This is a genomic window from Lysinibacillus sp. RS11, assembly GCF_042019215.1.
Lineage (GTDB): Bacteria > Bacillota > Bacilli > Bacillales_A > Planococcaceae > Lysinibacillus > Lysinibacillus xylanilyticus_A.
In genome coordinates, this window is the sequence record NZ_CP168124.1 from 590,007 (window position 1) to 616,885 (window position 26,879).

The window sequence follows — 26,879 nt, forward strand, 5'->3', positions numbered from 1 at the left end:
CTTTTGTGCGGCCTTTTTTGCTGCGCTCCGAAAATAAAGCAATATAAATTTTAAAACGTCCATTGTGATGAGGGAAAGGAAGTGCACGAATGAATTTTCGTGAAATGACAAAGGAACAATTAACGGAAGAATCGTTAATTAACTTAGCTTATGCAATTTTAAATGAAAAACGTGCCTCAGTGTCTTTTAATGACTTATTAACAATACTTCAAGAGCTTACAGGCTATAGTGATGAAGAAATGAAAGCTCGCCTACTACAATTTTACACAGATTTAAATGTAGAAGGTCGCTTCTTATTCAATCAGGAAACTGGCTGGGGCTTACGTGAATGGTATAAAGTTGAACAGATTGAAGAAGAAACAGCTCCTTCTGTTAAAACGCATAAGAAAAAATCTAAAGCTGCCCTTGAGGATGAAGAAGATTTAGATGAAGATTTAGAAGAAGAAGAAATTGACTTTGATGAAGACTATGAAGAATTCGTTGAAGAAGATGATCTAGATGAAGATGATGATAAAGAAGATATTGATTTTGAAGATGAAGAAGATTTAGAAGACATCGATGAGGATATCGACGAAGACTTCGCCGATGAAGATGATGAGGAATTTGAAGACGAAGAGGAAGAAGTCTAAGATATTGACTCTTTGAATTTTCTTTCTTTTATACTTGAATTAAAAAATCTTGACTTCTATCGCGGTTCCGTTTAATCTTTTACTTGGGCTCCTTAATTAAAGGAGAAAGACCGTGTATGTAATACGCTCCCCCTGCAAACCTATGCAGGAGGGGCGTTTTTTTTGTTTTTTCAACTTTATTCAGTTGACTCTCCCAAGCTTATTGCTACAGAAATGAATATAAATGTTCCAAATCATTCATGATGTATAGTAATTGGTGACTGAATAAATATTGAAGCTTCTAAGTAGAAAAGAGATAGAAACGATTACAGCTTCGAATCGACTACATTTTGTAGGCATTCTCGGCTTTTCTTATTTTAGGGATAAGAAATTTTTAGCCTATCGAGACATTTGCATCGTTGTACGGTTAGCGTAGGACGTGAATGCACTTTTCTTACTAACAATTTCTAGAACAACATAAGGAGGAATTTTTTCATGACGAAGTATATTTTTGTAACAGGTGGGGTTGTATCATCACTTGGAAAAGGGATTGTAGCAGCATCTCTAGGTCGTTTATTAAAAAATCGCGGATTAGAAGTAACGATTCAAAAATTTGACCCATATATCAATATTGACCCAGGTACAATGAGCCCTTATCAACATGGTGAGGTTTTCGTAACAGATGACGGCGCAGAAGCTGACTTAGACTTAGGTCACTACGAACGTTTCATTGATATTAACCTAGGAAAACATTCTACTGTAACATCAGGTCGTGTTTATCAGTCTGTATTACAAAAAGAACGCCGTGGTGATTACAACGGTGGAACAGTACAAGTAATTCCTCACATTACTAATGAAATCAAAGATCGTATTCAACGAGCTGGTCGCGAAACAAATGCAGACGTTGTCATTACAGAAGTAGGCGGGACAGTAGGAGATATTGAGTCACTACCATTCCTTGAAGCAATTCGCCAAATGAAAACAAATTTAGGCCATAACAATGTGATGTATGTTCATTGTACGCTTATTCCTTATATTAAAGCTGCGGGCGAGCTAAAAACAAAGCCAACTCAGCATTCTGTAAAAGAATTACGTTCTTTAGGTATTCAACCAAATATTATCGTTGTGCGTACAGAGCAAGAAGTGCCTCAAGAAATGAAAGAAAAATTAGCTTTATTCTGTGATGTTCAACCACATGAAATTATTGAATCTCGCGATGCAGAACATTTATATGAAGTACCATTAAATCTTCATGCACAAGATATCGATGATATTGTTCTTGACCATTTTGGCATTGAAGCTCCAGAGGCGGATATGGAAGAATGGCGTGAGCTTGTAGCGAAAGTGAAGAGCTTACCAAATAAACGAAAAGTAGCATTAGTTGGTAAATATGTAGAACTACAAGATGCTTACATTTCTGTTGTAGAGGCGTTAAAACATGCAGGCTATGCATTTAATTCTGATATTGAAATTGACTGGATTAATGCTGAACATGTAGATGCTGACAATGTAGCTTCATTATTAAAAGGTGCTGACGCAATTTTAGTACCAGGTGGCTTTGGTGATCGTGGAGTTGAAGGTAAAATTTTAGCGACACAATATGCTCGTGAAAATGATGTACCATTCTTAGGTATTTGCCTAGGTATGCAACTTGCGACAATAGAATTTGCTCGCAATGTACTTGGCTTAAAAGGTGCACATTCTACAGAGCTTGATGCAAATACAGAATATCCTATTATTGACTTCTTACCAGATCAAAACGACAGTGTAGACATTGGTGGTACATTACGTTTAGGTTTATATCCATGTAAGTTAAAGGATGGCTCAAAGGCAAGTCAAGCATACGGTAAAGAGCTTGTTTATGAACGCCACCGCCATCGTTATGAATTTAACAATGAATATCGTGAAGCAATGGAAGCTGCAGGTCTTGTCTTCTCAGGTACAAGCCCTGATGGTAAATTAGTGGAAATTATTGAGTTACCAGAAAAGAATTTCTTCGTAGCATGCCAATTCCATCCAGAGTTAGTATCACGTCCAAATCGTCCACAACCATTGTTCCGTGATTTTATCGGAGCAACATTTAAATAATAAAAAAGAGTTGTCTCGCGCTGAGACAACTCTTTTTTAGATCCTTTATAACTCTTCGTCATCAAGACCAAGCATTTCATCATAAGCGATTTTTACGGCTTCATAAACAAAAAGCGCAGCAATAGCATGTGGCACAACTATGCGCTCTCCTAAATCGTTCGGTAATAAACCACCTCGTATGCGTGTAGAAATATACGTATACGCTAAATCGGCTAGTGGATTTTCAGAATCTGCTACTTCGCTAGCAACTGCTGCAAATGGAATAAAATTGTTATTGAGTTGTTGTGCTAAAGCTAATGCCTCTTCATCATGTGTACTTCTTGTAAAAATACATACACGATCAGCTTCCGTTATTACTGTATCCTTTGTCCATGGCACTAGCTTGGTAAAACGTTCAACTGCTTGACATGCATTTAACTCGACAACTTGCATCTCACCAAAGCATGCGAAATAGACATTTCCTTCGCCTATACCTGCTTGAGCAAGTAATCTTGCCGTTTCTTCAATAGCGTCCTCTTCATTTTGTGTTATTCTTTGAAATAACCCACTTAGTTGTGTTGTTAGTATTTTTGACATGGTCCCACCTCAATCAATATTATATGTTTGGGAAGAACATAAAGCAAAAGTAGTTAATTTATAATACTAGAAGGTATTAAGAAATTGAAGGAGAATAATACATAATATAGGAAGTTTTTTGCAAGAATAATAACTAAAAAGGGCGGAATGAAATGTGAAACGAGTACTAATTGTCGATGATCAACCTGGAATTCGTTTGCTTTTAAATGAAGTTGTGAAAAAAGAAGGTTATATTACATATTTAGCTGCAAATGGTATTGAAGCACTGCGATATGCAGAAGAGGGTATGGATTGTGTTCTATTAGACATGAAAATTCCAGGGATGGATGGCATTGAAATTTTAAAGCGCTTAAAAGAGAAGTGGCCACAACTCCCGGTATTTATGATGACTGCATATGGTGAACTAGATGTTGTGCAGGAAGCATTAGATTTAGGAGCAATTCGATATTTTACTAAGCCTTTTGATATTTTTGAAGTGCGTGATGAGGTTAATAAAACATTACAAGTTTAGATGAACAGGCAGTGGTCAACACCGCCTGTTTTTCATGGTTGTTATACGTTTAGTAGAATTTTTTTTACCGTTTCATCTTCACTTTGTTTCTAAATACCATATATATGTGGCATAAGTTTTAACAGATGTCATCCCCAACTTTTAATGAAGAGCCAAATATATTAAAAAAGATAAACATTGCCGTTAGCTTTCGTGCAGAAAATAAAACGCTGTCGCTTCGCTTTCGCGTAGAAAATAAAAGCCCCTGCTTTTCAGGGGCTTGAACCTCCGTTTCGTTGCACTGCCGCTTCGCTTACGTGCAGAAAATAAAACGCTGTCGCTTCGCTTTCGCGTAACCTTCGTTGCGTTGCACTACACTACGGTTGACACTGCCGCTGCGTTGCACTTCGCTTTCGTGTAGAAAATAAAAGCCCCTGCTTTTCAGGGGCTTGAACCTCCGTTTCGTTGCACTACACTACGGTTGGACGCTGTCGCTGCGTTGCACTTCGCTTTCGCGTAGAAAATAAAAGCCCCTGCTTTTCAGGGGCTTTTATTTTTGCTATGATTAAATAGCATATTTATGTAGAAAGAATAGTCCTATGAGGAGGATTTTTAGTATGGCATTAGTATCTATGAAAGAGATGTTAATTAAAGCAAAGGCAGAAGGTTATGCGGTGGGTCAGTTCAACATCAACAACCTTGAATGGACTCAGGCAATTTTACAAGCAGCTGAAGAAGAAAAATCTCCAGTGATTCTAGGTGTTTCTGAAGGTGCCGGTAAATATATGGGCGGATTTATTTCTGTTGTACACATGGTCAAAGGTTTAATGGAATCTTATGGCACTACAGTACCAGTGGCTATTCATCTTGATCATGGTTCAAGCTTTGAAAAATGTAAAGAAGCTATTGATGCAGGTTTCACTTCAGTTATGATTGATGCATCTCATCATCCATTCGAAGAAAACATTGCAACTACATCAAAAGTGGTTGAATACGCTCATTCTAAAGGTGTTTCTGTGGAAGCTGAGCTTGGCACAGTTGGTGGTGACGAGGATGGCGTAATCGGTGGTATTATGTACGCTGATCCAGAAGAATGCCGTAAAATGGTTGAGTTAACAGCTATCGATTGCTTAGCACCAGCACTTGGCTCTGTACACGGTCCTTACAAAGGAGAACCAAACTTAGGCTTTAAAGAAATGGAAGAAATCTCAAAATTAGCAGACCTTCCATTAGTATTACATGGCGGTACTGGTATCCCAACAAAAGATATTCAACGCTCAATTTCATTAGGTACAGCAAAAATTAACGTTAATACTGAAAATCAAATTGCTGCGACAAAAGTAATCCGTGAAATTCTTGATAATGATAAAGTTGTTTATGATCCACGTAAATTCCTTGCACCAGCACGTGAAGCGATTAAAGCAACAGTAATTGGGAAAATTCGCGAATTTGGCAGTGCACAAAAAGCATAATTTTTGCATTTAATAAGTTAAAAAAGCATAGATGAATACACATAATAAGAGAAGCGTTGATGCCGTTATCGACCTTCTCTTGTTTTTGAAATAAAAAAATTAGGCAAATATTCAATTATAAGGCTCATCATTAAATGTTGGGGTTGGAGGATGACATTATTTACAACGTATTCCGTGTAAATAAATTGGAACGGAAATCAACCCACTTTATAGTGATGGACAAAACAGTGATCAGGAGGGAATATAATGAAATTTTTCATTGATACAGCAAACTTTGAAGAGATTAAAGAAGCACACGCATGGGGTATTTTATCAGGAGTTACAACAAACCCATCATTAGTTGCCAAAGAAGAGAATGTTTCTTTCCATGATCGACTTCGTGAAATTTCAGAGCTTGTAGACGGCTCAGTAAGTGGGGAAGTAATTGCACTTGATGCAGAAGGCATGATTAAAGAAGGCTTAGAATTGGCTGCTATTGCTCCGAATATTACAGTTAAATTACCAATGACTCCAGCTGGCTTAGAGGCGTGTCGTTTCTTTGCAGACAAAGGTATTAAAACAAACGTAACATTAATTTTTAGTGCAAACCAAGCATTAATGGCTGCTCGTGCAGGTGCAACATATGTATCACCATTTATCGGTCGTTTAGATGATATGGGGCAAAATGGTGTAGAGCTAATCGAAACAATTGCAGATATTTTCACAATCCATAATATCGACACGCAAATTATCGCTGCTTCTATTCGCCATCCACAGCATGTAACAGCAGCAGCACTTGCGGGTGCACATATTTCAACTACTCCTTTTAAAGTATTAAAGCAACTTTTCAACCATCCATTAACGGAAAAAGGAATTGAAGGATTTTTAGCGGATTGGAATAAGAGAAAAGGCGAATAATAAGATTATATAGTGAGCCATTAGCAAAAAAATTACTTTCCAATCATGAGGGAGAACGCAAAATGGATGTTTATAAAATTACAGGCGAAAATCGTCTACAAGGTACAATTAAAGTTAGTGGTGCAAAAAATAGTGCAGTCGCCTTAATTCCTGCATCAATTTTGGCGAACTCTCCAGTGACAATTGGAGGGTTACCAGAAATTTCTGATGCTTGGACATTAAAGGCTTTATTAGAGGAAATCGGTGGGGAAGTTTCATTTGAGGATGGCACAATGACAATTGATCCAACGGACATGATTGCGTTGCCATTACCAAACGGCAACGTGAAAAAGCTTCGTGCCTCTTATTACTTAATGGGCGCTATGCTTGGTCGCTTTAAAAAAGCAGTAATTGGTTTACCTGGAGGCTGCTTCTTAGGTCCGCGTCCCATTGATCAACATATAAAAGGCTTTGAGGCATTAGGTGCAAAAATCACGAATGAGCATGGCGCAATTTATTTACGTGCGGATGAATTAATTGGTGCTAAAATATTTTTAGACGTTGCCAGTGTTGGAGCAACCATTAATATTATGCTAGCTGCTGTCCTTGCAAAGGGACGAACAGTTATTGAAAATGCAGCGAAAGAACCAGAAATTATTGATGTGGCAACTCTTCTCACTAACATGGGTGCTAATATTAAAGGCGCAGGTACGAGTGTTATTCGTATTGAAGGTGTTGAGGAGCTTCATGGTACAGAGCATACAATTATTCCAGATCGCATTGAAGCTGCTACGTTTATGATTATGGCTGCAGCTTTAGGTGAAGGCGTTACAATCGATAATGTTATTCCATTGCATTTAGAGGCGATTATTGCAAAGCTTCGTGAAATGGGTGTGAAGATTGACATCGGTGAAGAAAGTATTTTTGTGCCAAAAACGGATCTCTCCACATTGCATGCAGTTGATGTTAAAACATTAGTGTATCCAGGGTTCCCAACGGATATTCAACAGCCACTTGCTGTCTTAATGTCCCAGGCATTTGGTTCCTCAAAGGTAACAGATACAATCTATACAGCTCGATTTAAGCATATTGATGAACTTCGTCGTATGAATGCCAATGCACGTGTTGAAGGAAATACAGCTATTATTACAGGGCCTAGTAAATTACAAGGCTCAACTGTAACAGCTACAGATCTCCGTGCTGGTGCCGCATTAGTATTAGCAGGCCTTTTAGCTGAAGGCGAAACAGAAATTCATGATATCTATCATATTGAGCGCGGCTATAGCTCACTTATTGAGAAATTACGTGATTTAGGCGCTAATATTCGACGTGAAACAATAATGGCACGCGTAGCAGAGACGAAGGAATAATGAGAGCTAAAAGTTTTGAACTAACTATGTTACAATAGAGGTAATTTGAATGTTTCGGCGAAGAAGTGTGCCGATAACGGGAGGCAAATAGAACAATGGAACGTAGTTTATCGATGGAAGTAGTCCGAGTAACAGAAGCAGCAGCAATCGCATCCGGGAAATGGATGGGTCGCGGTTTAAAAATTGAGGCAGATGATGCAGCAACGACAGCGATGCGCGCAATGTTCGATACAATTCCAATGCATGCTACAGTAGTGATTGGTGAAGGTGAAATGGATGAAGCACCAATGCTTTATATTGGTGAAGAGCTGGGCTTGCGTAATGGAGGTCCTCAAGTAGATATCGCAGTTGACCCATTAGAAGGTACAAATATTGTGGCCAAGGGTACAAATGGTGCAATGACAGTTCTTGCCATTGCAGATAAGGGTAATCTGTTAAATGCACCTGATATGTACATGGAGAAAATTGCAGTAGGACCGGAAGCGGCTGGTAAAGTCGATATTAATGCTTCTGTTACTTATAACTTACTACAGGTAGCAAAAGCTAAAAATAAAGATATTTCAGACGTGGTAGCTACTCTTTTAGATCGACCACGCCACCAAGCAATTGTTGATGAAATCAGAGAAGCTGGGGCGCGCATTAAATTTATTCAAGACGGCGATGTTGGAGCCGCTATCAATACAGCTTTTGATGAAACCGGCATTGATATTATGTTTGGTACAGGTGGTGCACCAGAGGGTGTAATTTCAGCTGTTGCATTAAAATGTTTAGGTGGAGACTTCCAAGCGAAACTAGTGCCAGAAGATGAGGAACAGTTAGAACGCTGCAGAAAAATGGGTGTAGACGTAGAAAAAGTTCTTCATTTAGATGACCTAGTTAAAGGTGACGATGCTATTTTTGCAGCGACAGCTGTAACAGATTGCGAGTTATTAAAAGGCGTTCAGTATAAAGGGGCTTATGCTTTAACACACTCTGTTGTTATGCGAGCTAAATCTGGAACTGTCCGTTTTGTAGAAGGTCGTCACGCTCTTGATAAAAAACCTAGCTATAAATAAAATTTTCTTCTAAAATATACCTAGTGCATCTTTTGCGCTAGGTACCTTCTTCTAAATTTAAACCATCCCATAGTTTATAAGGTTTGGCAATTTGATTGGTGTACTTGAGATAAAAGAGAAAGTGTACAGGTGCAAAAATCAACTTTAGAACTGAGCCTTTCGTAAAAAAAACTTCTATGATAATCCCAAAAATTGCATTATATTTTGAAAAAGACTGGAGTTGTGCATATGTCTGCATTGACAATCGCTCAATTAGAAAACATGACGTTAAAAGAGCTTTACGCCCTTGCACGCCAATATAAAATTTCATATTATAGCAAGCTAACGAAAAAAGAATTAATCTTTGCTATTTTGAAAACGCGTTCAGAGCAAGAGGGCTATTTCTTTATGGAAGGTGTACTAGAAATTGTTTCGCAAGAGGGCTTCGGCTTCCTTCGACCAATTAACTACTCTCCAAGTAAAGAGGATATTTATATTTCTGCTTCTCAGATTCGTCGCTTTGATCTACGAAATGGGGACAAGGTATCTGGTAAGGTGCGTCCACCTAAAGAAAATGAACGCTATTATGGACTACTACAAGTGGATGCTGTTAACGGTGAAGACCCAGAAGTGGCAAAGGAACGTGTGCATTTTCCTGCATTAACGCCTTTATATCCTGACCGACAAATTAAGCTTGAAACAACTCAACGTAATTTATCGACTCGTATTATGGATTTAGTAGCACCTGTAGGCTTTGGACAACGTGGATTAATCGTTGCACCACCAAAGGCAGGGAAAACTTCGTTACTAAAAGAGATCGCGAATGCGATTACAACAAATTATCCTGACGCAGAGTTAATTGTCTTACTTATTGACGAACGCCCTGAGGAAGTAACTGATATTGAACGTTCTGTGAATGCAGATGTAGTGAGCTCGACTTTCGATGAGGTCCCAGAAAATCATGTGAAAGTTGCAGAAATTGTGTTAGAACGTGCACGCCGTTTAGTTGAGCATAAGCGTGATGTTATTATTTTAATGGACTCCATTACACGTTTAGCACGCGCTTATAACTTAGTTATTCCACCGAGCGGTCGTACGCTTTCAGGTGGTATTGATCCTGCTGCATTCCATAGACCAAAACGATTCTTTGGATCTGCACGTAATATTGAAGAAGGCGGTAGCTTAACAATTTTAGCGACAGCTTTAGTGGATACAGGATCTCGTATGGATGAGGTTATTTATGAGGAGTTTAAAGGGACAGGTAATTTAGAGCTTCATCTTGATCGCCAATTAGCAGAGCGTCGTATTTTCCCTGCGCTTGATATCCGTCGTTCAGGTACACGTAAGGAAGAGCTTCTGCTTGCGCCTGAGCAACTTGAAAAGCTATGGGCAATTCGTAAAACATTCTCGGACGCACCTGATTTTGCGGAGCGCTTCATGAAAAAATTACGTACAACAAAATCAAATGAAGAGTTCTTTGAAAAGCTTAATGAAGATATGAAAAAAGCTACTAAAGGTAAAGGGCTTCTATAAAACATGAATCACCATTGACTAGATCATAGTCGGTGGTGATTTTTTTGCATTAACAGTTCTGCAAAATATGTACTACAAATGGCAGTCAGGCTCTATTCAAGGGCATTTATTTCGATTACCACAAGTGCTAGGTGCAGCATAGTAGGTGTTATATAGAGCCAGATGCACCGAAAGTAGCGTACGTGTCCTCCCACAACATCTATTCAAAGAAAGGAATAAAAAAGCATCATGACTATCGTGAGGTGCGCGGTTAACTAGTACTAAAAGTGAATTATAAATATTTTCTCTTGAAATAAACAAAATAACTATGCTATACTTCAAAAGTATGCAACGTGTACATATGTAGCTGACATATTCGAGCTATGTAAGGTACAGTTCGATATTACTCTGTTCCAGATGGTTCAGGGCGAGAGGAGAAAACGAATATGAAACAAGGAATTCATCCAGACTACAAAGTAGCAACAGTAACTTGCTCTTGTGGTAACACTTTCCAAACTGGTTCAGTAAAAGAAAACATCGTTGTCGAGTTCTGCAACGAATGTCACCCATTCTATACTGGCCGTCAAAAATTCGCGTCTAATGATGGTCGCGTGGATCGTTTCAACAAAAAATACGGTCTTAAAAACTAATGTTAGTTTAATACCTGCCAAGCATGTGCTTGGCAGGTATTTTTTTCAGTATATCAAAGTAATAAGATCACGTTGATGCAAGTCTTTTCAAAATCCAGATTGACAAAAAGAAAGGGAGAAGACACATGGCACAGCTATATTTTAAGCATGGCGCAATGAATAGTGGTAAATCCATAGAAATTCTAAAAGTTGCGCATAACTATGAAGAACAACAAAAACCTGTAATGATGTTTACACCAGGCATAGATACGCGAGATGAAGTAGGTTTTATCTCAAGTCGAGTAGGCTTACGTCAACAAGCCATTCCTGTTAATGATGATACAAATATTTTTGAGCTAGTAAAAAACAATGCTGTAAAACCATATTGTGTACTTGTTGATGAAGTACAATTTCTAAAAAAAGAGCATGTTTTGCAGTTAGCATATATCGTAGATGAGTTAGATATTCCGGTCATGGGCTTCGGTCTAAAAAACGATTTCCAAAATGAGTTATTTGAAGGCAGTCAGTACATGCTTACATATGCAGATAAAATTGAGGAAATGAAAACAATTTGTTGGTTCTGTCATAAAAAAGCGACAATGAATTTACGTGTTGATGAAGGTGGAAAACCTGTTTATACAGGAGATCAAATTCAAATTGGAGGAAATGATTCCTACTATCCAGTTTGTCGAAAGTGTCACGCACATCCGCCACTATAACGCTAAGAAAAAGTAGCGTACAAAAGAAATTTTCCTTATACTAAGTAGTGGAAAGAAAGAATGTTCATAAACAACCATTACGCCTGAGCGAGATTCTAATGTAGAGTTACTCTTTTCAAGTTAGGGTGCTACGACCATAAAAGAGGAAACGTTTTAAAAAACTAAATAGAGGTGAAATCCATGTTTGATCGATTACAAGCAGTGGAGGATCGTTACGAAAGACTAACGGAGCTTTTAAGTGATCCTGATATTGTGAATGACAATAAAAAATTACGTGAATATTCCAAGGAACAATCAGATATCCAGGAAACTGTAGATGCTTATCGTGAATATAAAAGTGTAAAAGAACAATTAGTTGATACACGTGAGATGCTAGATAGTGAAAAAGATCCTGATATGCACGAAATGGTAAAAGAAGAATTCAATATGCTGAAAGATCAGCAAGAAGAGTTAGAAGAACGTTTACGTATTCTATTAATTCCAAAAGATCCTAATGATAATAAAAACGTTATTATGGAGATTCGTGGTGCAGCTGGTGGAGACGAGGCGAATATTTTTGCTGGAGATTTGTTCCGTATGTACTCTCGTTATGCGGAGACACAAGGCTGGAAAATTGACATAATGGAAGCGACGCCAAACCCAATGGGCGGCTATAAAGAAGTTATTTTTATGATTAATGGTCAAGGTGCATATTCTAAATTCAAGTTTGAAAATGGTGCACACCGTGTGCAACGTGTACCTGCAACGGAATCTCAAGGGCGTATTCATACATCGACATCGACAGTAGCCTGCTTACCTGAAGTGGAAGAAGTAGATGTTGAAATCCATGAAAAAGATATCCGTGTTGATACATTTGCATCTTCTGGTGCAGGTGGTCAATCGGTAAATACAACGATGTCAGCTGTGCGTATGACCCACTTACCAACAGGTGTTGTTGTATCGATGCAGGATGAACGTTCGCAAATTAAAAACCGTGAAAAGGCGATGAAAATTCTACGTGCTCGTGTTGCTGATAAATATATGCAAGAAGCACAAAAAGAAATCGATGCCACACGTAAATCAGCTGTAGGTTCAGGCGATCGCTCTGAGCGTATTCGCACATACAATTATCCACAAAACCGTGTAACAGACCACCGTATTGGTTTAACGATTCAAAAGCTAGACCAAATCGTCGAAGGTAGACTTGACGAAATCATTGATGCACTCATTTTAGAAGAGCAAGCATCAAAGTTAGAGCGATTAAATGATGACCTATAATAATGTAATGGAGGCCCTTCAATGGGCTTCTTCTTTTTTAGTGGATCATGGTTGTGAGGAAACAGCAGCCCGCATTGTCATGCAGCATGTACTTGGCACAAGTTATTCAGAAGTGATGTTGCATTTACCGGACGTATTAACAGCTGAACAAAAAGATCAATTTAAAGAATTAATCGAAGAGCATGCGAGTGGACGACCTGTACAGTATTGCGTTGGCAGTGAAGAATTTTATGGTCGTTCATTTATTGTCGATGAGTCAGTGCTTATTCCTAGACCTGAGACAGAGGAATTAGTGCTTGGAACAATCAATCGCATGAAAAAAATGTTTCATCATAGCGCATTGAAGCTTGCAGATATAGGAACTGGTAGTGGTGCAATTGCCATTTCTATGAAGTTAGAATGTCCAGAGCTAACAGTCGTAGCCACTGATTTATCTGAAGCTGCTTTAACTACAGCACAAAACAATGCCCAAAGATTAGCGGCGGATATTGATTTCCGATTAGGCGATTTAACGGCTCCTCTTGTAGGTGAAAAATTCGATATTGTGTTATCTAATCCGCCTTATATTGCTTTTGATGAAGCGAAAGAGATGTCTAGTACTGTGCTAGAGCATGAACCACATAGTGCTCTTTTTGCAGAAGAAGACGGACTTATTTTATATAGAAAATTGGCTGAGCAGCTACCAACCCTTATGAATAAACCAGCCCTCATTGGCCTTGAAATCGGTTATACACAAGGGGAGCAGGTGGCTCAATTCTTTAAAAATAGTTTTCCACAGGCTACAGTTTCGATAGAAAAAGATATTAATGGTAAGCCACGAATGATTTTTTGTGAAATTCATGTATAAAGTATCTACTTCTTGCCAACAATGTTGAGCAAGGAGGGATTTTTATGTTAAACGAATACAAGATTATTAGATTACCTAAACAAAATATTTTTCTAGCTTTTGCAAGACTAGTATTAGTTGCGATTGCTTTACAATTATGTATTTTATATATTCCATCATTAGTAGGTTTTGCGAAAGAAGCTACGGATTATGAGCAAGAAAATGATTTTCGTATCCGCGTTATTGCCAATAGTAATACGACACAGGATCAGCTTGAAAAGGAGCAGCTTGTCAAAGATTTAAAGCCGTATTTTAAGCAAGTTGTAGCTAGTGCTGAAGCAGGAATTGTGGATAACGAGCAAATTATTTCATTAAAACAAGAAATCGAAGCAGAAATAAAAGAAAAATATCCACAACTTGATACACAGATTGTACTTGGGGATAACTTATTTCCACCAAAGAGACAGAATGCTGCGCTTTATCCACAAAATGTGTATCATTCTATTGTTGTGAAAATCGGCGATGCACGTGGTGATAACTGGTGGTGTAGCATATTCGCATCAGTTTGTGAGCCTGATAAAGAAGAACAAACAGAAGAAGAGGAAGAACAAGTTACATTCTTTATATGGGAATGGATTAAAGGTTTTTTTGAATGAATTGTGCACAAATTCAGATAACTTATACACAATTTTTGATAAGTTATAAACATTATGTGGATAATTCAGTAAAATCAAAAATTGAAGGAAGGTTTTAATCATGGAAACCGTTTGCAAGATTGTGGATAGTAATGTGAATAGTCAGACAAATTATGCACAGGCTGTGGATATCTTAAATGCGGGTGAGGTTGTGGCATTTCCTACAGAAACGGTTTATGGCTTAGGAGCTGTTGCTACAAATGACATAGCAGTAAAAAAGATATTTGAAGCAAAAGGTCGTCCTTCAGACAATCCATTAATTGTCCACATTGGCACGAAAGAGGAAGTTGAACTCTATATAGAACATATTTCTGAAGTAGCCAAAAAATGCATGGATTTATTTTGGCCAGGTCCACTGACACTTGTTATGCCTGTAAAGCCAAATGTACTGGCAAACAGTGTGACAGCTGGGCTAAAGACTGTCGGCATCCGCATGCCAGATCATCCAGTTGCACTCGCATTACTTCAACAATTAAAGATGCCACTTGCTGCGCCGAGTGCGAATCGTAGTGGAAAGCCAAGTCCTACAGAAGCAATCCATGTTCAAGATGATTTGAAAGGGTACATACCTTATATTTTAGATGGAGGTTCTACTGGAATTGGATTAGAATCCACAGTGTTAGATGTTACACACGAACCTCCAGTTATTTTGCGTCCAGGTGGAATCACTAAGGAAATGCTAGAGGCTAAGATTGGTCCTGTTCTTCAGCCGACAAAAATAGAACAAAAACTAGAGGCTACTCCAAAAGCCCCTGGTATGAAATATACACACTATGCTCCAAACGCCCCCGTACGATTAATTGAATGCGAGTTGCAGAAAGTGAACGAGGCTGTCCATCAATTACAAACACAAGGGCATAAAGTAGCACTACTTGCACCAGCTAGTTTTGTTAACATCGAGGCTGATTTTTATTTTTCGATAGGAGAAGCTGGTAGTAAAGAAGAAATGGGTGCGACATTGTACCATGCATTAAGAGCCTGTGATAAAACAGCAGCTACAATTATCTTAGCGACCACTACATCGACTGACGGGGTAGGGGCTGCAATTATGAATCGACTTGAAAAAGCTGCTGGTGGTAAATGGTATACTCCGTAAAAAGCAATCTTTCTATAATAAAGGTCCATCACCAAAAGTTGTGGATAACATTTGCGCCCTGTCGGAACGGAAATCAACCACACGTTAGGTGATGAGCCATAATAAATGAAAAAAAGTATGCTAGAAAGTTACTTCTGGCATACTTTTTTTGTTATGAAGATAAAAATCTGCTTAGACGCTTGTTTTCACGCCATAGTGGTGGAAAGCGGAGCGAATTTTTACTATAACGGAAGATGGTTGCTAGTGTTGATGGGACTTTTAACACCTTGTTTCTAAGAAAAAAGGATTATGATAATACTGCATTTTCGAGCATAAAATGATAAAATATTAGGGAGTGAAGGAGTGCTTTCTTGCAGGGAATTCTTGCAGGTATTATAACGTCTGTAGATGTGATTGGTTTATATGTATTAATACCAAATGTTAGATATCGATTATTTTTATCAGTGTGGACAGCTGCTCTGCACATGCTTTTTCCGTTAGTAGGCTTCGAAATAGGAAGCTATTTAGTTCGTTTCCTATTAGAATGGGGGCAATGGATTTCAAGTATTTTATTATTTTGTATTGGCTTACATATACTATTATTCTCACAGAAAGAGGAAAAAGTAACGATTTCACCAATACTTTTAGCTGTGACTGCAAGCCTAGACACCTTTTCAGTAAGTATTTCTTTTGGTATGCTAAATTTGGAGAAAACATTATTTATTATTAGTGCAGGTGTGAGTGCTCTTATTTGCTCTTATGGGTCATTAGTAATTGCACGTAGAAGTCAGGTCTTATTTGGGGATAAATTACAAAGAATTACAGGAATTATTTTAATCATTATGAGTTTTTTAGCTTTCTTGCAATAGAGAAAACAATGGAGGGTGATAAGTGTGAAAATACTATTTGTTTGTACCGGGAATACTTGTCGCAGTCCGATGGCAGAAGTTATTTTAAAACATCAACAAATTGGGCATATTGAAGTCCGGTCAGCAGGTATTTATGCCATGCCTAATGCTCAGATGTCGGCACATGCGCAACAAGTATTAAATGAAGCAAATATGACACATCAGCATTTAGCAACACAATTATCTATAACTGAAATGGAATGGGCTGATTTAATTTTAACAATGACAACTGCCCATAAAGATACAATCATCGCTAATTATCCTCATGCAGAACAAAAAGTTTTTACTTTAAAAGAGTATACAAGCGAAGGTAGCACAGGAAATGTTGTAGATCCTTATGGTGGTAGTAAAGAAATTTATGAAATAACATTTGCAGAATTAAAAGAATTGGTAGAACGATTAGTAAAAAAACTTGAAGAGAATTGAGGAGCTCTATGAAAAAACAGTTTGGCTTACGACTTAAACTAGTATTATTTGTCAGTATTCTAGCACTAATCACATACAGTATCAGTTTTATATTTATCGAATATTTACAACCTACCTTCTTCCCAGAAAGCAATCGTAAACTGTTTGAAATTATTACGTACCTGTTAGGGATTACGTGGTCAGGTATTTTGGCTGCGGTTTTCTGTGTAATTTTAATTAAACCTTTACAGCAGCTTGAAAATTCTGCTTCCCGTGTGGCGGATGGGAAAATTGGACAAGATGTAGAAATGCCGAATACAAATGATGAGATTCGTTCTGTTGCAGAAGCATTCCAGCAAATGGTGTTAAATTTACGACAAATGGTGGAAAGTATAGACCAGAACTTCCAACAAACAAATCAATCGATTATCCACCTATCTGATGAAGCGGCTGTTGCAACAAAAAAGGCAGAGCGTATCTCCTTTACGGTTAAACAGATTTCTACAGGTGCAGAGGCTTCTGCTACAGCAGTGCAAGACACAGTTGAAGCGATTGAAGATGTACGAGCTCTCGCTACAGAAGTGAATAGTAGAGCTGAGGCATCAGCAACGCAATCCAAAGAGATCCTACATAATTTAACGACAACTACTAAAGCAATCGAAACGTTAGTGAATAGTATTCAACAAATTGCGGCCGGCAATAATGAAGCATTAGAGAGCATTCGTTTATTAGAAGATAATGCTGGACAGGTAGAGCGCATCATTGGCTTAGTTGGCGATATTGCAGCACAAACAAATTTACTAGCCTTAAATGCTTCGATTGAGGCAGCACGTGCTGGAGAACATGGAAAAGGCTTTGCTGTAGTAGCGGAAGAGGTTCGTAGCTTGGCTGATGAGAGTGCTAAAGCGGTGCAAGGTATTACGTCTCTTATTCAATCCATGCAAGGAAACGTTGGGGTTGTTGTAAAACAAATGAATCAGCAAGTGGCATTTGCGACAAAGGAAGCTGCACGTGTATCAGAAACGACGACAGCGGTAGAAGGCATGTCTTCAAGTGTACATGAAATGGCAAGTGCAATTGTAGAAATTTCTGCACTGATTGAACAACAAATGCATAATATTGAAACAACTGCGCGTCAATCTCAAGAAGTTGCAGCTATTGCTCAAGAAACGTCAGCGGGTGCACAAGAGGTCAGCAGTGCAACGGAAGAACAGGCATATGCCATTGAGCAAGTAGAGCAATTAGCAGAAAGCTTGAAAAAACAATCAGCAGAGCTATATAAAATGATTCAACAATTTGATAGACAAGCATAGCTGTCATTTTAAACTGTAGACAAACTCGGATCTTAACTGAGTTGGCTACAGTTTTTTTATTTTATATTAAATCTAAAGCGACGGATAGAACAGCTAGGGCGACGTATAGAGTCAAGGAAGCGACGGAAGAAAGGCGAGAACGACGAAAAGAATAGTTAAAGAGACGGATGGAAATCAGAGCGACGGATAGAACAGTCAAAGCGACGGAAAGAAGAGTCCAAACGACGGATAGAACCAAGGAAGCGACGGAAAGAAGAAGCCGAGCGACGGATAGCCAACGAAGCGACGGAAAGAAGAGTCCAAACGACGGATAGAACCGACGAAGCGACGGAAAGAAGAAGCCAAACGACGGATAGAACCGACGAAGTGACGGAAAGAAGAGTCCAACGACGGATAGAACCAACGAAGCGACGGAAAGAAAAGTCCAAACGACGGATAGCCAACGAAGCGACGGAAAGAAAAGTCCAAACGACGGATAGAACCGACGAAGCGACGGAAAGAAGAAGCCAAACGACGGATAGTCAACGAAGCGACGGAAAGAAGAGTCCGAACGACGGATAGAACCAAGGAATCGACGGAAAGAAGAGTCCAAACGACGGATAGCCAAGGAAGTGACGGAAAGAAGAGTCCAAACGACGGATAGAACCGACGAAGCGACGGAAAGAAGAAGCCAAACGACGGATAGAACCGACGAAGTGACGGAAAGAAGAGCCCGAACGACGGATAGAACCGACGAAGCGACGGAAAGAAGAAGCCAAACGACGGATAGCCAACGAAGCGGCGGAAAGAAGAGTCCAAACGACGGATAGAACCGACGAAGCGACGGAAAGAAGTATCCAAACGACGGATAGAACCAACGAAGCGGCGAATTGCATCATCCAACCGAGGAAGATTTATATTGTGCCATACCCAACATTGGATGTAAAGCCGCCTTTTATCACCAACCACTGGTAATACCTAGAAAAAATATTGATATAGTATGTCCACTGTAATTGAAAAGCTAAAAAAACTTCAGAAGATGGAATATTACAACAAAATACTGTTATCCGAATTTATCAACATGATATTCACAGTATCCACAGATAAATGGACATAAAAGTGAATGATTTTATATCGAAATACAAGAAATGTTCGTCTTTTAGGAGAAATCAGCATAAAAATGCAAGAAAAATCATGTTATTCTTGAGGGAGAAGTGGTACACTAGTGTTGACTATAATTTCGAAATGAGGGAACCCAGTGAGAATAGCAATTTCTTCTGATCACGGAGGCAATAATTTACGTCGTGAGATTATGCAACTGTTAGATGAGCTAAATATTAGCTACGAAGATTTTGGTCCACAATCTGCGGATTCAGTAGACTATCCTGATTATGCAAAACCAGTTACTGAAGGTGTTGCTAGCGGGGAATTTGATAAAGGCATTTTAATTTGTGGCACAGGCATTGGTATGTCCATTGCTGCAAATAAAATTAAGGGGATTCGTTGTGCTTTAGTACATGATTTATTTAGTGCAAAAGCAACGCGTTGCCACAACGATTCAAATGTTTTAGCAATGGGTGAGCGTGTTATTGGGCCAGGCCTTGCACGTGAAATCGCTAAAGTATGGCTTGAAACAGATTTTGAAGGTGGTCGTCATACGCGACGCATTGAAAAAATCGCTGAGCTTGAGCAATAAGTAAAGCAAGTAAAGCTAGTACACATTTAACAAGTTCCGTGGACTTTTTAAATGTAGGGTATAAATATTAATAAATTAAGGGGCTGAGCATCGTGGTTGTACAACAAATACGAACACATTTGACTCAGTTACTCAGTGAATTTGAAGAGCAGGTAACCCTACGACCAAATACTATTTTTGTTGTAGGCTGCTCGACATCTGAAGTGATTGGTCAGAAAATTGGCACAGCAGGCGCGCTTGAAATCGGAGAGGCGATTTTTGAGCCATTGCAGGCATTTGCAAAGAAACATCAGCTGCATCTAGCGTTCCAAGGCTGTGAGCATATTAATCGTGCTATTACAATGGAAGCAACAACGGCAGAACAATTTGGCTACGAACCAGTAACAGTTGTACCAGTTCGTACTGCAGGTGGCTCGATGTCTGCTTATGCGTTTACGCAATTTACAAATCCAGTTGTTGTGGAATCTGTGCAAGCAAATGCAGGTATTGACATTGGTCAAACACTTATAGGTATGCATTTAAAAGCAGTAGCTGTTCCAGTTCGTACTTCTGTGCGAATGGTAGGAGAAGCAGTTGTAACGATTGCAACAACACGTCCAAAGCTGATTGGCGGAGAACGTGCAGTATATAAATAAAATTACCTCTGAAATCAGTGGTATACAAATAATGATTATACTTAGGAGGCTTTTTCAAACATGGCATACGAAAAATTAGCAGTACAAGACAAAGCAGTATTAGATGGAATTCTTGCGGAGAAAAAACGTCAACAAGCAAATATCGAGTTAATCGCATCAGAAAACTTTGTATCTGAAGCAGTAATGGAAGCACAAGGTTCTGTTTTGACAAATAAATATGCTGAAGGTTATCCAGGTAAACGCTACTATGGCGGTTGTGAACACGTAGATGTTGTGGAAGATATTGCACGTGATCGTGTAAAAGAAATCTTTGGAGCGGAATACGCGAACGTTCAACCACACTCTGGTGCACAAGCGAACATGGCTGTATATCACACAATTTTAGAACCAGGTGATACAGTTCTTGGTATGAATCTTTCTCATGGCGGTCACTTAACACATGGATCTCCAGTAAACTTCTCAGGTGTTCTTTATAATTTCGTTGAATATGGCGTAACGAAAGATACACAAGTAATCGATTATGAAGATGTACGCCAAAAAGCATTAGAGCATAAACCAAAACTAATTGTTGCAGGTGCATCTGCATACCCACGTGAAATCGATTTTGCTAAATTCCGTGAAATCGCTGATGAAGTAGGTGCATATTTCATGGTGGATATGGCGCACATTGCAGGTCTTGTAGCTGCTGGAGAACATCAATCACCGGTGCCATACGCTGATTTTGTCACTTCTACAACACACAAAACATTACGTGGTCCACGTGGTGGTTTAATCCTTGCTTCGAAAGAATGGGAGCAAAAGCTTAATAAATCTGTATTCCCAGGTATCCAAGGTGGACCATTAATGCACGTGATCGCTGCCAAAGCTGTAGCATTCGGTGAAACATTACAACCAGAATTCAAAGAATATGCAAAACAAATTAAAGCGAATGCAAAAGCTTTAGCAGACGTATTAATTGCAGAAGGTGTTGAAATTGTATCTGGTGGTACGGATAACCACTTGTTACTTCTTAATGTGAAATCTCTTGGTTTAACAGGTAAAGTGGCAGAACACGCACTTGATGAAGTAGGTATTACAACAAATAAAAATACAATTCCTTACGATACAGAATCTCCATTCGTAACTTCTGGTATCCGCATTGGTACACCAGCTGTCACATCTCGTGGTTTCAAAGAAGAGGACATGAAAGAAGTTGGTGCAATTATTGCAACAGTTCTTAAAAATCCAGAAGATGAAGCAGTCAAAGCTGAAGCGAAAGCTCGTGTCAAAGCATTAACGGACAAACATCCATTATACGCATAATTTAATATAAAAGGCTGTGGTTAAAGTGTAATATATCACCTTAACCACAGCCTTTTTATTTTGGAAAGGGAGTTAAAACTGTAAAAAGCATCTTTTCTGCTAACATAAAAATAAATTACTCTTATTTTTAAATTAATTTACATCAACTTAGTAGAAAAGGATATATTATAGTGGATTGAGGACAGTTAGTGTCCTGATAAAGAAGAAATTTTCGTGAAAGTGACAATTTATTGAATCTTTTATGTACAATGTAAGAGAGGTTTGAAGTGATAGTGGGAGGAGGGGTTGGATGGTAACTAGTACGAAGATCATGGAAGATGAAGTGCTATTAAATACAATTCGTAGATTAGGTAATAATTCTAAGGAAAGGTATGTAATTTTTGATGCAACAAATAATCATTGCGTATTGGAATGTAATGACTCTTTTTGTGTGCTTACAAATACTACACGTTCGCAACTAATAAATACCGATTATTTTTCATTGCTGTCAAACGAAGAACAGATGACAACTATTGAAATGATTAAACAAAAAATACATAGCGGAGTTATGGTACAGGCTAAATTGCACCATAGTTGCTTCGATAAACCCTCTTTTTTAGCAGAAATACAAGCACTTCCGTTTCAAAACAATAACAATGAAACATTATATGTATTAGTACTTGTGAAGGATGTGACATATTATCACACCAAGGAATTTTTAATGCGCCTTGAGAAAGCAATGTATGAAGCGATTGAAAAGGACAATTCCTTTGATAAAAAAATGAGCATTATTTGCAGAGGCTTAGATGAATTTTTTATGCCGTATATATCAAGTATGATTCTTGTCAAAACGGAAACAAATCAATTGCAAATTTTTAAAGGGGATCATAATACAAAAGGTATTTTGGAGCGTTGTGAAAACAATGGATTTTATAAGGAAGTCATGAAAGGGAAGACATCCATTCTAGTTAAAAGCTTGGATGAAATTGATATTCCGAAAGAACATAAAATGTTTGCCTGTTCTTCTAAAAAGCAATTTGGATGGTTTATGCCCATACACAATCAACAACAGCAAGCAATTGGATTGTTTGCGATATTTTTAAAGCAACATCATAGTGACCAAGCGTTTTTTGAAGAAATGTTTCGAAAAATTGGGACACTTGTTGCATTGGCATACTCGTATGCAAAAACGCAGAAAAAGATATGGGATTTAGCTTATATCGATATTACAACGGGGTTACCTAATCGACATAGTTTTTTAAATAAGATAGAAAAAGAGAAAGAATACGGTCAAAATGGCAATATCAAAATAGTAAAGCCGAGTGAGTTTCATCAAATTGTCGAGTTATATGGCCGTGAAGCAGGAGACGAGCTTTTAAGACAAATTGCGAAACGTCTAGAAGAACATAAGCATGAACATCACGAATATATTGCTAGATTTACTAGCACTAGTTTAATCATTTCAAATGCGACATCCAATGAGGATTTCTTAACTTATGAGAGGCGTATAAAAGAGATCATTCGTCTGCCTTTTATAGTAGGAGAAAAGCAAATTTATATTACATTGAAGACTGGAATTGCTTCTTATAATGATGAGATACAAATTGCTGATGCGATACGCTTTGCAGATAATGCGGTATCCTTTGCAGGGAATAAACCGGGCACTCATATGGAAATATTCACGCAAGAAAGAAATGATGTGCTTGAGGAGCAAATGATGGTGTTGAATCATTTGTCAGAAGCATTAAAAAATAAAGAAATCACTGTGAACTTACAGCCTAAAGTAGATTTGCGGACAGGTGACATTCAAAGTCTAGAAGCGCTTGCTCGCTGGATATCACCGAAACTGGGCTTTGTATCTCCGACGATTTTCATTCCGGTGGCGGAAAGTGCAGGGAAGGTTCGAGAAATCGATATTCAAATATTAGAGCTTGTTCTTACATGGTTAGCTGAACGCAAAAGTTTAGGAAAAAAACTAGTAAAGGTCGCAGTGAATATTTCACCGGATCATTTTTATTATGAACATTTTGTACAGGATACAGTACAGCTAGTTCAGAAATATAATATCGATCCGCAATATATTATATTAGAAGTAACTGAAAGTATTGGTCTCGTTGATTTTCAAACAGCTTTTGCGATTATTCAGGAATTAAAGAGCTACGGCTTTAAAACTTCGGTGGACGACTTTGGAACGGGCTTTTCATCCTTAAGTTATTTACAAAAACTACCATTTTCGGAATTGAAAATAGATCGAAGCTTTATTAATGCTATTAGTGATGCTGCGACGCTCGCTATTGTCCAATCTATTATTCAATTAGCGTTAAATCTAGGAATGACTTCAGTTGCAGAAGGCATTGAAAATAAAGAACAGGTTGAGATTTTACGTACACTGGGCTGTACAGTCGGACAGGGATATTTCTATTACAAACCGATGACAATAGAACAGTTAGATGCAGTACTTGATAAATAATTGCTCTTATATGTAGTAAACATTCTTGAAAAGGAGTTGTCCCAAATTTATTTTTGAGACGACTCCTATTTTCTGTTATACTAGGTTAGATAAAAATGAAAACCGAACGGTTAGGAGCGAGTCCCTTTGAGCAAAGTATACGTATTTGATCATCCACTAATCCAACACAAGTTAACTTATATTCGAGATAAGAATACAGGCACAAAAGAATTCCGTGAGCTAGTAGACGAAGTCGCAACATTAATGGCATTCGAAATTACACGTGATATGCCAGTAGAGGAAATTGAAGTTGAAACACCTGTTACAATTGCTAAAACAAAAGTACTGTCTGGTAAAAAACTTGCGATTGTACCGATTTTACGTGCAGGTATCGGCATGGTAGATGGCGTATTAAAGCTAATTCCAGCTGCAAAAGTTGGTCATATCGGTCTTTATCGTGATCCAGAAACATTAAAACCTGTAGAGTACTATGCAAAACTTCCTGCAGATGTAGAAGAACGTGATTTCATCATTGTAGACCCAATGCTTGCAACGGGTGGATCAGCGGTGGAAGCGATCAACTCACTGAAAAAACGTGGTGCGAAAAGCATTAAATTCATGTGCTTAATCGCTGCGCCAGAGGGTGTAAAAGTTATTCAAGATGAACATCCAGATGTAGATATTTATATTGCTGCACTTGATGAAAAATTAGATGACCACGGCTATATTGTACCTGGTTTAGGTGATGCAGGAGATCGTCTATTCGGTACGAAATAATACTGTGTATGTAATTTTTAGGCAACTTATAACTTTTGAAAGCGTCCTTCAATATTGAAGGACGTTTCCTAGTATGTTTAGGCGATACTTCTCTTGAAGTCTAATGCTTGCCTCATCTGGAGCAGTTCAATAGAAGTAAAGCACTTTTCATATAATATAATAAAGGACGGTGCAAATCGTTTTGATGAAAAAATGGAAAGTAATGACGATTTTCGGTACGAGACCAGAAGCTATTAAAATGGCTCCGCTTGTATTGGAATTACAAAAGCATCCTGAGCAAATAGAATCGATTGTTACGGTAACAGCCCAACATCGCCAAATGCTCGATCAAGTATTAGAAACATTTAAAATCACACCAGACTACGATTTAAATATTATGAAAGATCGTCAAACATTAATTGACGTGACAACGAATGCGTTACAAGGCTTAGACAAAGTCATGAAAGAAGCAAAGCCAGATATTGTTTTAGTACATGGCGATACAGCAACAACTTTCATTGCAAGTTTAGCAGCATTTTATAACCAAATTGCTATCGGACATGTAGAAGCGGGTCTTCGTACATGGAATAAATATTCACCATACCCAGAGGAAATGAACCGTCAGTTAACAGGTGTCATGGCTGACCTTCATTTCGCGCCGACAGAAGTGTCAAAGAAAAATCTTTTAGATGAAAATAAAAACCCTGAAACTATTTTTGTGACGGGTAATACAGCTATCGACGCATTAGCTACTACAGTAAGTGAACATTACTCACATCCTGTCCTAGAAAAAATAGGCTCAGATCGTATGATTTTATTGACAGCGCATCGCCGTGAAAACCTAGGTGAACCAATGCGTCATATGTTCCGTGCAATTACTAGAATATTAGCAGAGCATGAGGATGTACAAGTTGTTTATCCAGTGCATATGAACCCAGCTGTACGAGAAATTGCTAATGAAATTTTAGGAGATCACAAGCGTGTACATTTAATCGAACCTCTTGAAGTCTTTGATTTCCATAACTTTGCGGCAAATTCATATATGATTTTAACTGACTCTGGTGGCGTCCAAGAAGAAGCTCCTTCATTAGGTAAACCAGTTCTAGTACTGAGAGACACAACAGAGCGTCCGGAAGGTATCGCAGCAGGGACATTAAAGTTAGCCGGAACGGAAGAAGAAACAATCTATTCTTTAGCAAAACAATTAATAGAAGATACAAATGCCTACGAAGCAATGGCGAAAGCATCAAATCCTTATGGGGATGGACATGCTTCTGAGCGTATTGTAGAGGCTCTTCTAGGATTTTTACAAAAAGTCAAGTAATGTACTATATTTGGAACTGAAAAATGAGTCTAATGTACCTATTTTGATGGGTAAGCTAATTTACGAGCATAAACGCGTCGTAAATTAGCTTTTTTTTGCATAACTGTGAAGTTTGATTTTGAAACTATGAAATTTCATACACAAATTTGTCAACAATTTGACAAGAATATAGTGGCTGTGAAGTTTTTCTCCTTTACTAATTGACTTCAAATATCTCCTATTGTATGCTTACAAAGGGTAATAATGATAAGGGTTTCTAGTCGTTTATAGACGTTGAAACACTTGTTATATCAAGTTTCTACTAAATTGACAGTTAAAACAATACTGTCGATTTGCAACGTTTTGTGCGTTTCGGGGTGTAAGACATTTTTTAGAATTTACACCTGTAATTTCAAAATGACTCTCCCGTTACTATTCCGCTGTGAGTAGTGTTTTTCACTGCTCTTTTCTGATTTCACGTAGTGGTCAGCAAACGTTTTCTTTACTCGAAAAAATGATTCAGGAGATTACAAACCAATGCTAGATTTGCATCACATTTTTGCTGTGCAGAAGAGAGCGTTATTTTTTTTGCTCGCACTCTGTGCATTAGGTTGGGGGTTTACGCCCTATCAGACGGTTTTTGCGGGCATCGCAATCGGTGCATTATTTGGTACGTATAATTTTTGGATTTTAGTTCGCCGTATGGAGAAGTTTGATCGATCCATTAGTGAAGGGAAGAAAATAGGCTCGCTTGGTACAGCACTTCGCTTTGGATCAGGTGTAGCGGCAGTCGCTCTAGCAATTTCGTTGCCAAACTATTTTCACTTAATTAGCACGGTCATAGGGCTAATGATTCCGTACGTTTTTCTCTTTGTCGAGAGAATTGTGTCACAAGTAAGGAACCGCTAATGTGCTTTAAATTAGAAA

The 26,879-nt window shown here is 38.3% G+C and carries 26 protein-coding genes and 1 pseudogene; 25 read left to right on the top strand and 2 right to left on the bottom strand.

The genetic code is table 11. The annotated features are described in order from the left end of the window. Positions 1–89 precede the first annotated feature (89 nt). Together rpoE and AB9L17_RS03035 are read left to right on the top strand one after the other, a co-directional pair. Positions 90–629, top strand: coding sequence for a DNA-directed RNA polymerase subunit delta (rpoE, locus tag AB9L17_RS03030; protein WP_068986683.1), 540 nt, complete (start codon positions 90–92; stop codon positions 627–629). Positions 630–1,103: 474 nt separating this feature from the next. Further along, a complete protein-coding gene (locus AB9L17_RS03035; RefSeq protein ID WP_223552745.1) occupies positions 1,104–2,696 on the top strand; it encodes a CTP synthase in 1,593 nt (530 codons plus the stop codon). A 45-nt stretch (positions 2,697–2,741) separates the two neighbouring features. Here AB9L17_RS03035 and AB9L17_RS03040 read toward each other — a convergent pair whose 3' ends face one another. Next, positions 2,742–3,272, bottom strand: a complete 531-nt coding sequence (locus tag AB9L17_RS03040; protein WP_375200054.1) for a DUF2529 family protein — start codon at positions 3,270–3,272, stop codon at positions 2,742–2,744. A 154-nt stretch (positions 3,273–3,426) separates the two neighbouring features. Here AB9L17_RS03040 and AB9L17_RS03045 point away from each other — a divergent pair, with 154 nt between their 5' ends. The 16 genes and pseudogenes from AB9L17_RS03045 (at position 3,427) to AB9L17_RS03120 (ending at position 17,853) form a co-directional block, all read left to right on the top strand. After that, positions 3,427–3,783 carry a response regulator gene (locus AB9L17_RS03045; RefSeq protein WP_068986680.1) on the top strand — a complete coding sequence of 119 codons (357 nt, stop codon included), beginning with the start codon at positions 3,427–3,429 and terminating at the stop codon, positions 3,781–3,783. Positions 3,784–4,379: 596 nt separating this feature from the next. Further along, entirely contained in the window at positions 4,380–5,234 is an 855-nt protein-coding gene (locus AB9L17_RS03050; protein ID WP_068986679.1) for a class II fructose-bisphosphate aldolase, read from the top strand. Between the two features lie 246 nt (positions 5,235–5,480). After that, a complete protein-coding gene (gene fsa, locus AB9L17_RS03055) occupies positions 5,481–6,131 on the top strand; it encodes a fructose-6-phosphate aldolase (protein WP_068986678.1) in 651 nt (216 codons plus the stop codon). Between the two features lie 62 nt (positions 6,132–6,193). Beyond that, entirely contained in the window at positions 6,194–7,480 is a 1,287-nt protein-coding gene (locus AB9L17_RS03060) for a UDP-N-acetylglucosamine 1-carboxyvinyltransferase (protein ID WP_068986677.1), read from the top strand. Positions 7,481–7,575: 95 nt separating this feature from the next. Continuing rightward, complete coding sequence (glpX, locus tag AB9L17_RS03065; RefSeq protein ID WP_068986676.1) at positions 7,576–8,535, top strand: class II fructose-bisphosphatase; 960 nt, start codon at positions 7,576–7,578, stop codon at positions 8,533–8,535. Between the two features lie 228 nt (positions 8,536–8,763). After that, entirely contained in the window at positions 8,764–10,047 is a 1,284-nt protein-coding gene (gene rho / locus AB9L17_RS03070) for a transcription termination factor Rho (RefSeq protein WP_068986674.1), read from the top strand. A gap of 425 nt (positions 10,048–10,472) precedes the next feature. Next, the gene (rpmE, locus tag AB9L17_RS03075) at positions 10,473–10,676 is read left to right on the top strand and encodes a 50S ribosomal protein L31 (RefSeq protein WP_068986673.1); all 204 of its coding nucleotides are present in this window, start codon (positions 10,473–10,475) and stop codon (positions 10,674–10,676) included. Positions 10,677–10,801: 125 nt separating this feature from the next. Beyond that, complete coding sequence (locus AB9L17_RS03080) at positions 10,802–11,374, top strand: thymidine kinase (RefSeq protein WP_068986672.1); 573 nt, start codon at positions 10,802–10,804, stop codon at positions 11,372–11,374. 180 nt (positions 11,375–11,554) lie between these two features. Then, on the top strand, positions 11,555–12,631 hold the full coding sequence (prfA, locus tag AB9L17_RS03085) for a peptide chain release factor 1 (RefSeq protein ID WP_068986671.1): 1,077 nt from the start codon (positions 11,555–11,557) through the stop codon (positions 12,629–12,631). Continuing rightward, on the top strand, positions 12,618–13,478 hold the full coding sequence (gene prmC / locus AB9L17_RS03090) for a peptide chain release factor N(5)-glutamine methyltransferase (RefSeq protein WP_223552736.1): 861 nt from the start codon (positions 12,618–12,620) through the stop codon (positions 13,476–13,478). Before prfA ends, prmC begins: the two co-directional genes overlap by 14 nt. Positions 13,479–13,522: 44 nt before the next feature. Continuing rightward, positions 13,523–14,113, top strand: a complete 591-nt coding sequence (locus tag AB9L17_RS03095; RefSeq protein WP_375200055.1) for a stage II sporulation protein R — start codon at positions 13,523–13,525, stop codon at positions 14,111–14,113. A gap of 100 nt (positions 14,114–14,213) precedes the next feature. Further along, on the top strand, positions 14,214–15,248 hold the full coding sequence (locus AB9L17_RS03100; protein WP_223552735.1) for an L-threonylcarbamoyladenylate synthase: 1,035 nt from the start codon (positions 14,214–14,216) through the stop codon (positions 15,246–15,248). A gap of 350 nt (positions 15,249–15,598) precedes the next feature. After that, positions 15,599–16,096, top strand: coding sequence for a manganese efflux pump MntP family protein (locus AB9L17_RS03105; protein WP_068986667.1), 498 nt, complete (start codon positions 15,599–15,601; stop codon positions 16,094–16,096). 24 nt (positions 16,097–16,120) lie between these two features. Beyond that, positions 16,121–16,561, top strand: coding sequence for a low molecular weight protein arginine phosphatase (locus tag AB9L17_RS03110; protein WP_223552734.1), 441 nt, complete (start codon positions 16,121–16,123; stop codon positions 16,559–16,561). Positions 16,562–16,569: 8 nt separating this feature from the next. Continuing rightward, positions 16,570–16,908, top strand: a pseudogene (locus tag AB9L17_RS03115) (HAMP domain-containing protein); the annotation flags it as partial. Positions 16,909–16,920: 12 nt separating this feature from the next. Continuing rightward, entirely contained in the window at positions 16,921–17,853 is a 933-nt protein-coding gene (locus AB9L17_RS03120; protein ID WP_375200752.1) for a methyl-accepting chemotaxis protein, read from the top strand. 195 nt (positions 17,854–18,048) lie between these two features. Here AB9L17_RS03120 and AB9L17_RS03125 read toward each other — a convergent pair whose 3' ends face one another. Next, the gene (locus AB9L17_RS03125) at positions 18,049–18,735 is read right to left on the bottom strand and encodes a hypothetical protein (protein WP_375200056.1); all 687 of its coding nucleotides are present in this window, start codon (positions 18,733–18,735) and stop codon (positions 18,049–18,051) included. A gap of 355 nt (positions 18,736–19,090) precedes the next feature. Between AB9L17_RS03125 and rpiB the strand changes: the two genes are divergently transcribed. The 7 genes from rpiB to AB9L17_RS03160 all read left to right on the top strand — a co-directional run bounded on the left by rpiB (position 19,091) and on the right by AB9L17_RS03160 (position 26,861). After that, the gene (rpiB, locus tag AB9L17_RS03130) at positions 19,091–19,528 is read left to right on the top strand and encodes a ribose 5-phosphate isomerase B (RefSeq protein ID WP_068986237.1); all 438 of its coding nucleotides are present in this window, start codon (positions 19,091–19,093) and stop codon (positions 19,526–19,528) included. Between the two features lie 92 nt (positions 19,529–19,620). Beyond that, positions 19,621–20,163: a TIGR01440 family protein gene (locus tag AB9L17_RS03135; RefSeq protein ID WP_068986236.1), complete on the top strand. Its 543-nt coding sequence runs from the start codon at positions 19,621–19,623 to the stop codon at positions 20,161–20,163. A gap of 60 nt (positions 20,164–20,223) precedes the next feature. Then, complete coding sequence (gene glyA, locus AB9L17_RS03140; protein ID WP_068986235.1) at positions 20,224–21,465, top strand: serine hydroxymethyltransferase; 1,242 nt, start codon at positions 20,224–20,226, stop codon at positions 21,463–21,465. 289 nt (positions 21,466–21,754) lie between these two features. Further along, the gene (locus tag AB9L17_RS03145) at positions 21,755–23,914 is read left to right on the top strand and encodes an EAL domain-containing protein (protein WP_375200057.1); all 2,160 of its coding nucleotides are present in this window, start codon (positions 21,755–21,757) and stop codon (positions 23,912–23,914) included. A 126-nt stretch (positions 23,915–24,040) separates the two neighbouring features. Continuing rightward, the gene (upp, locus tag AB9L17_RS03150; RefSeq protein ID WP_375200058.1) at positions 24,041–24,670 is read left to right on the top strand and encodes a uracil phosphoribosyltransferase; all 630 of its coding nucleotides are present in this window, start codon (positions 24,041–24,043) and stop codon (positions 24,668–24,670) included. Between the two features lie 184 nt (positions 24,671–24,854). Continuing rightward, complete coding sequence (wecB, locus tag AB9L17_RS03155; protein ID WP_223552779.1) at positions 24,855–25,973, top strand: non-hydrolyzing UDP-N-acetylglucosamine 2-epimerase; 1,119 nt, start codon at positions 24,855–24,857, stop codon at positions 25,971–25,973. Between the two features lie 516 nt (positions 25,974–26,489). Beyond that, entirely contained in the window at positions 26,490–26,861 is a 372-nt protein-coding gene (locus AB9L17_RS03160) for an ATP synthase subunit I (protein ID WP_068986231.1), read from the top strand. Positions 26,862–26,879: the final 18 nt, after the last annotated feature.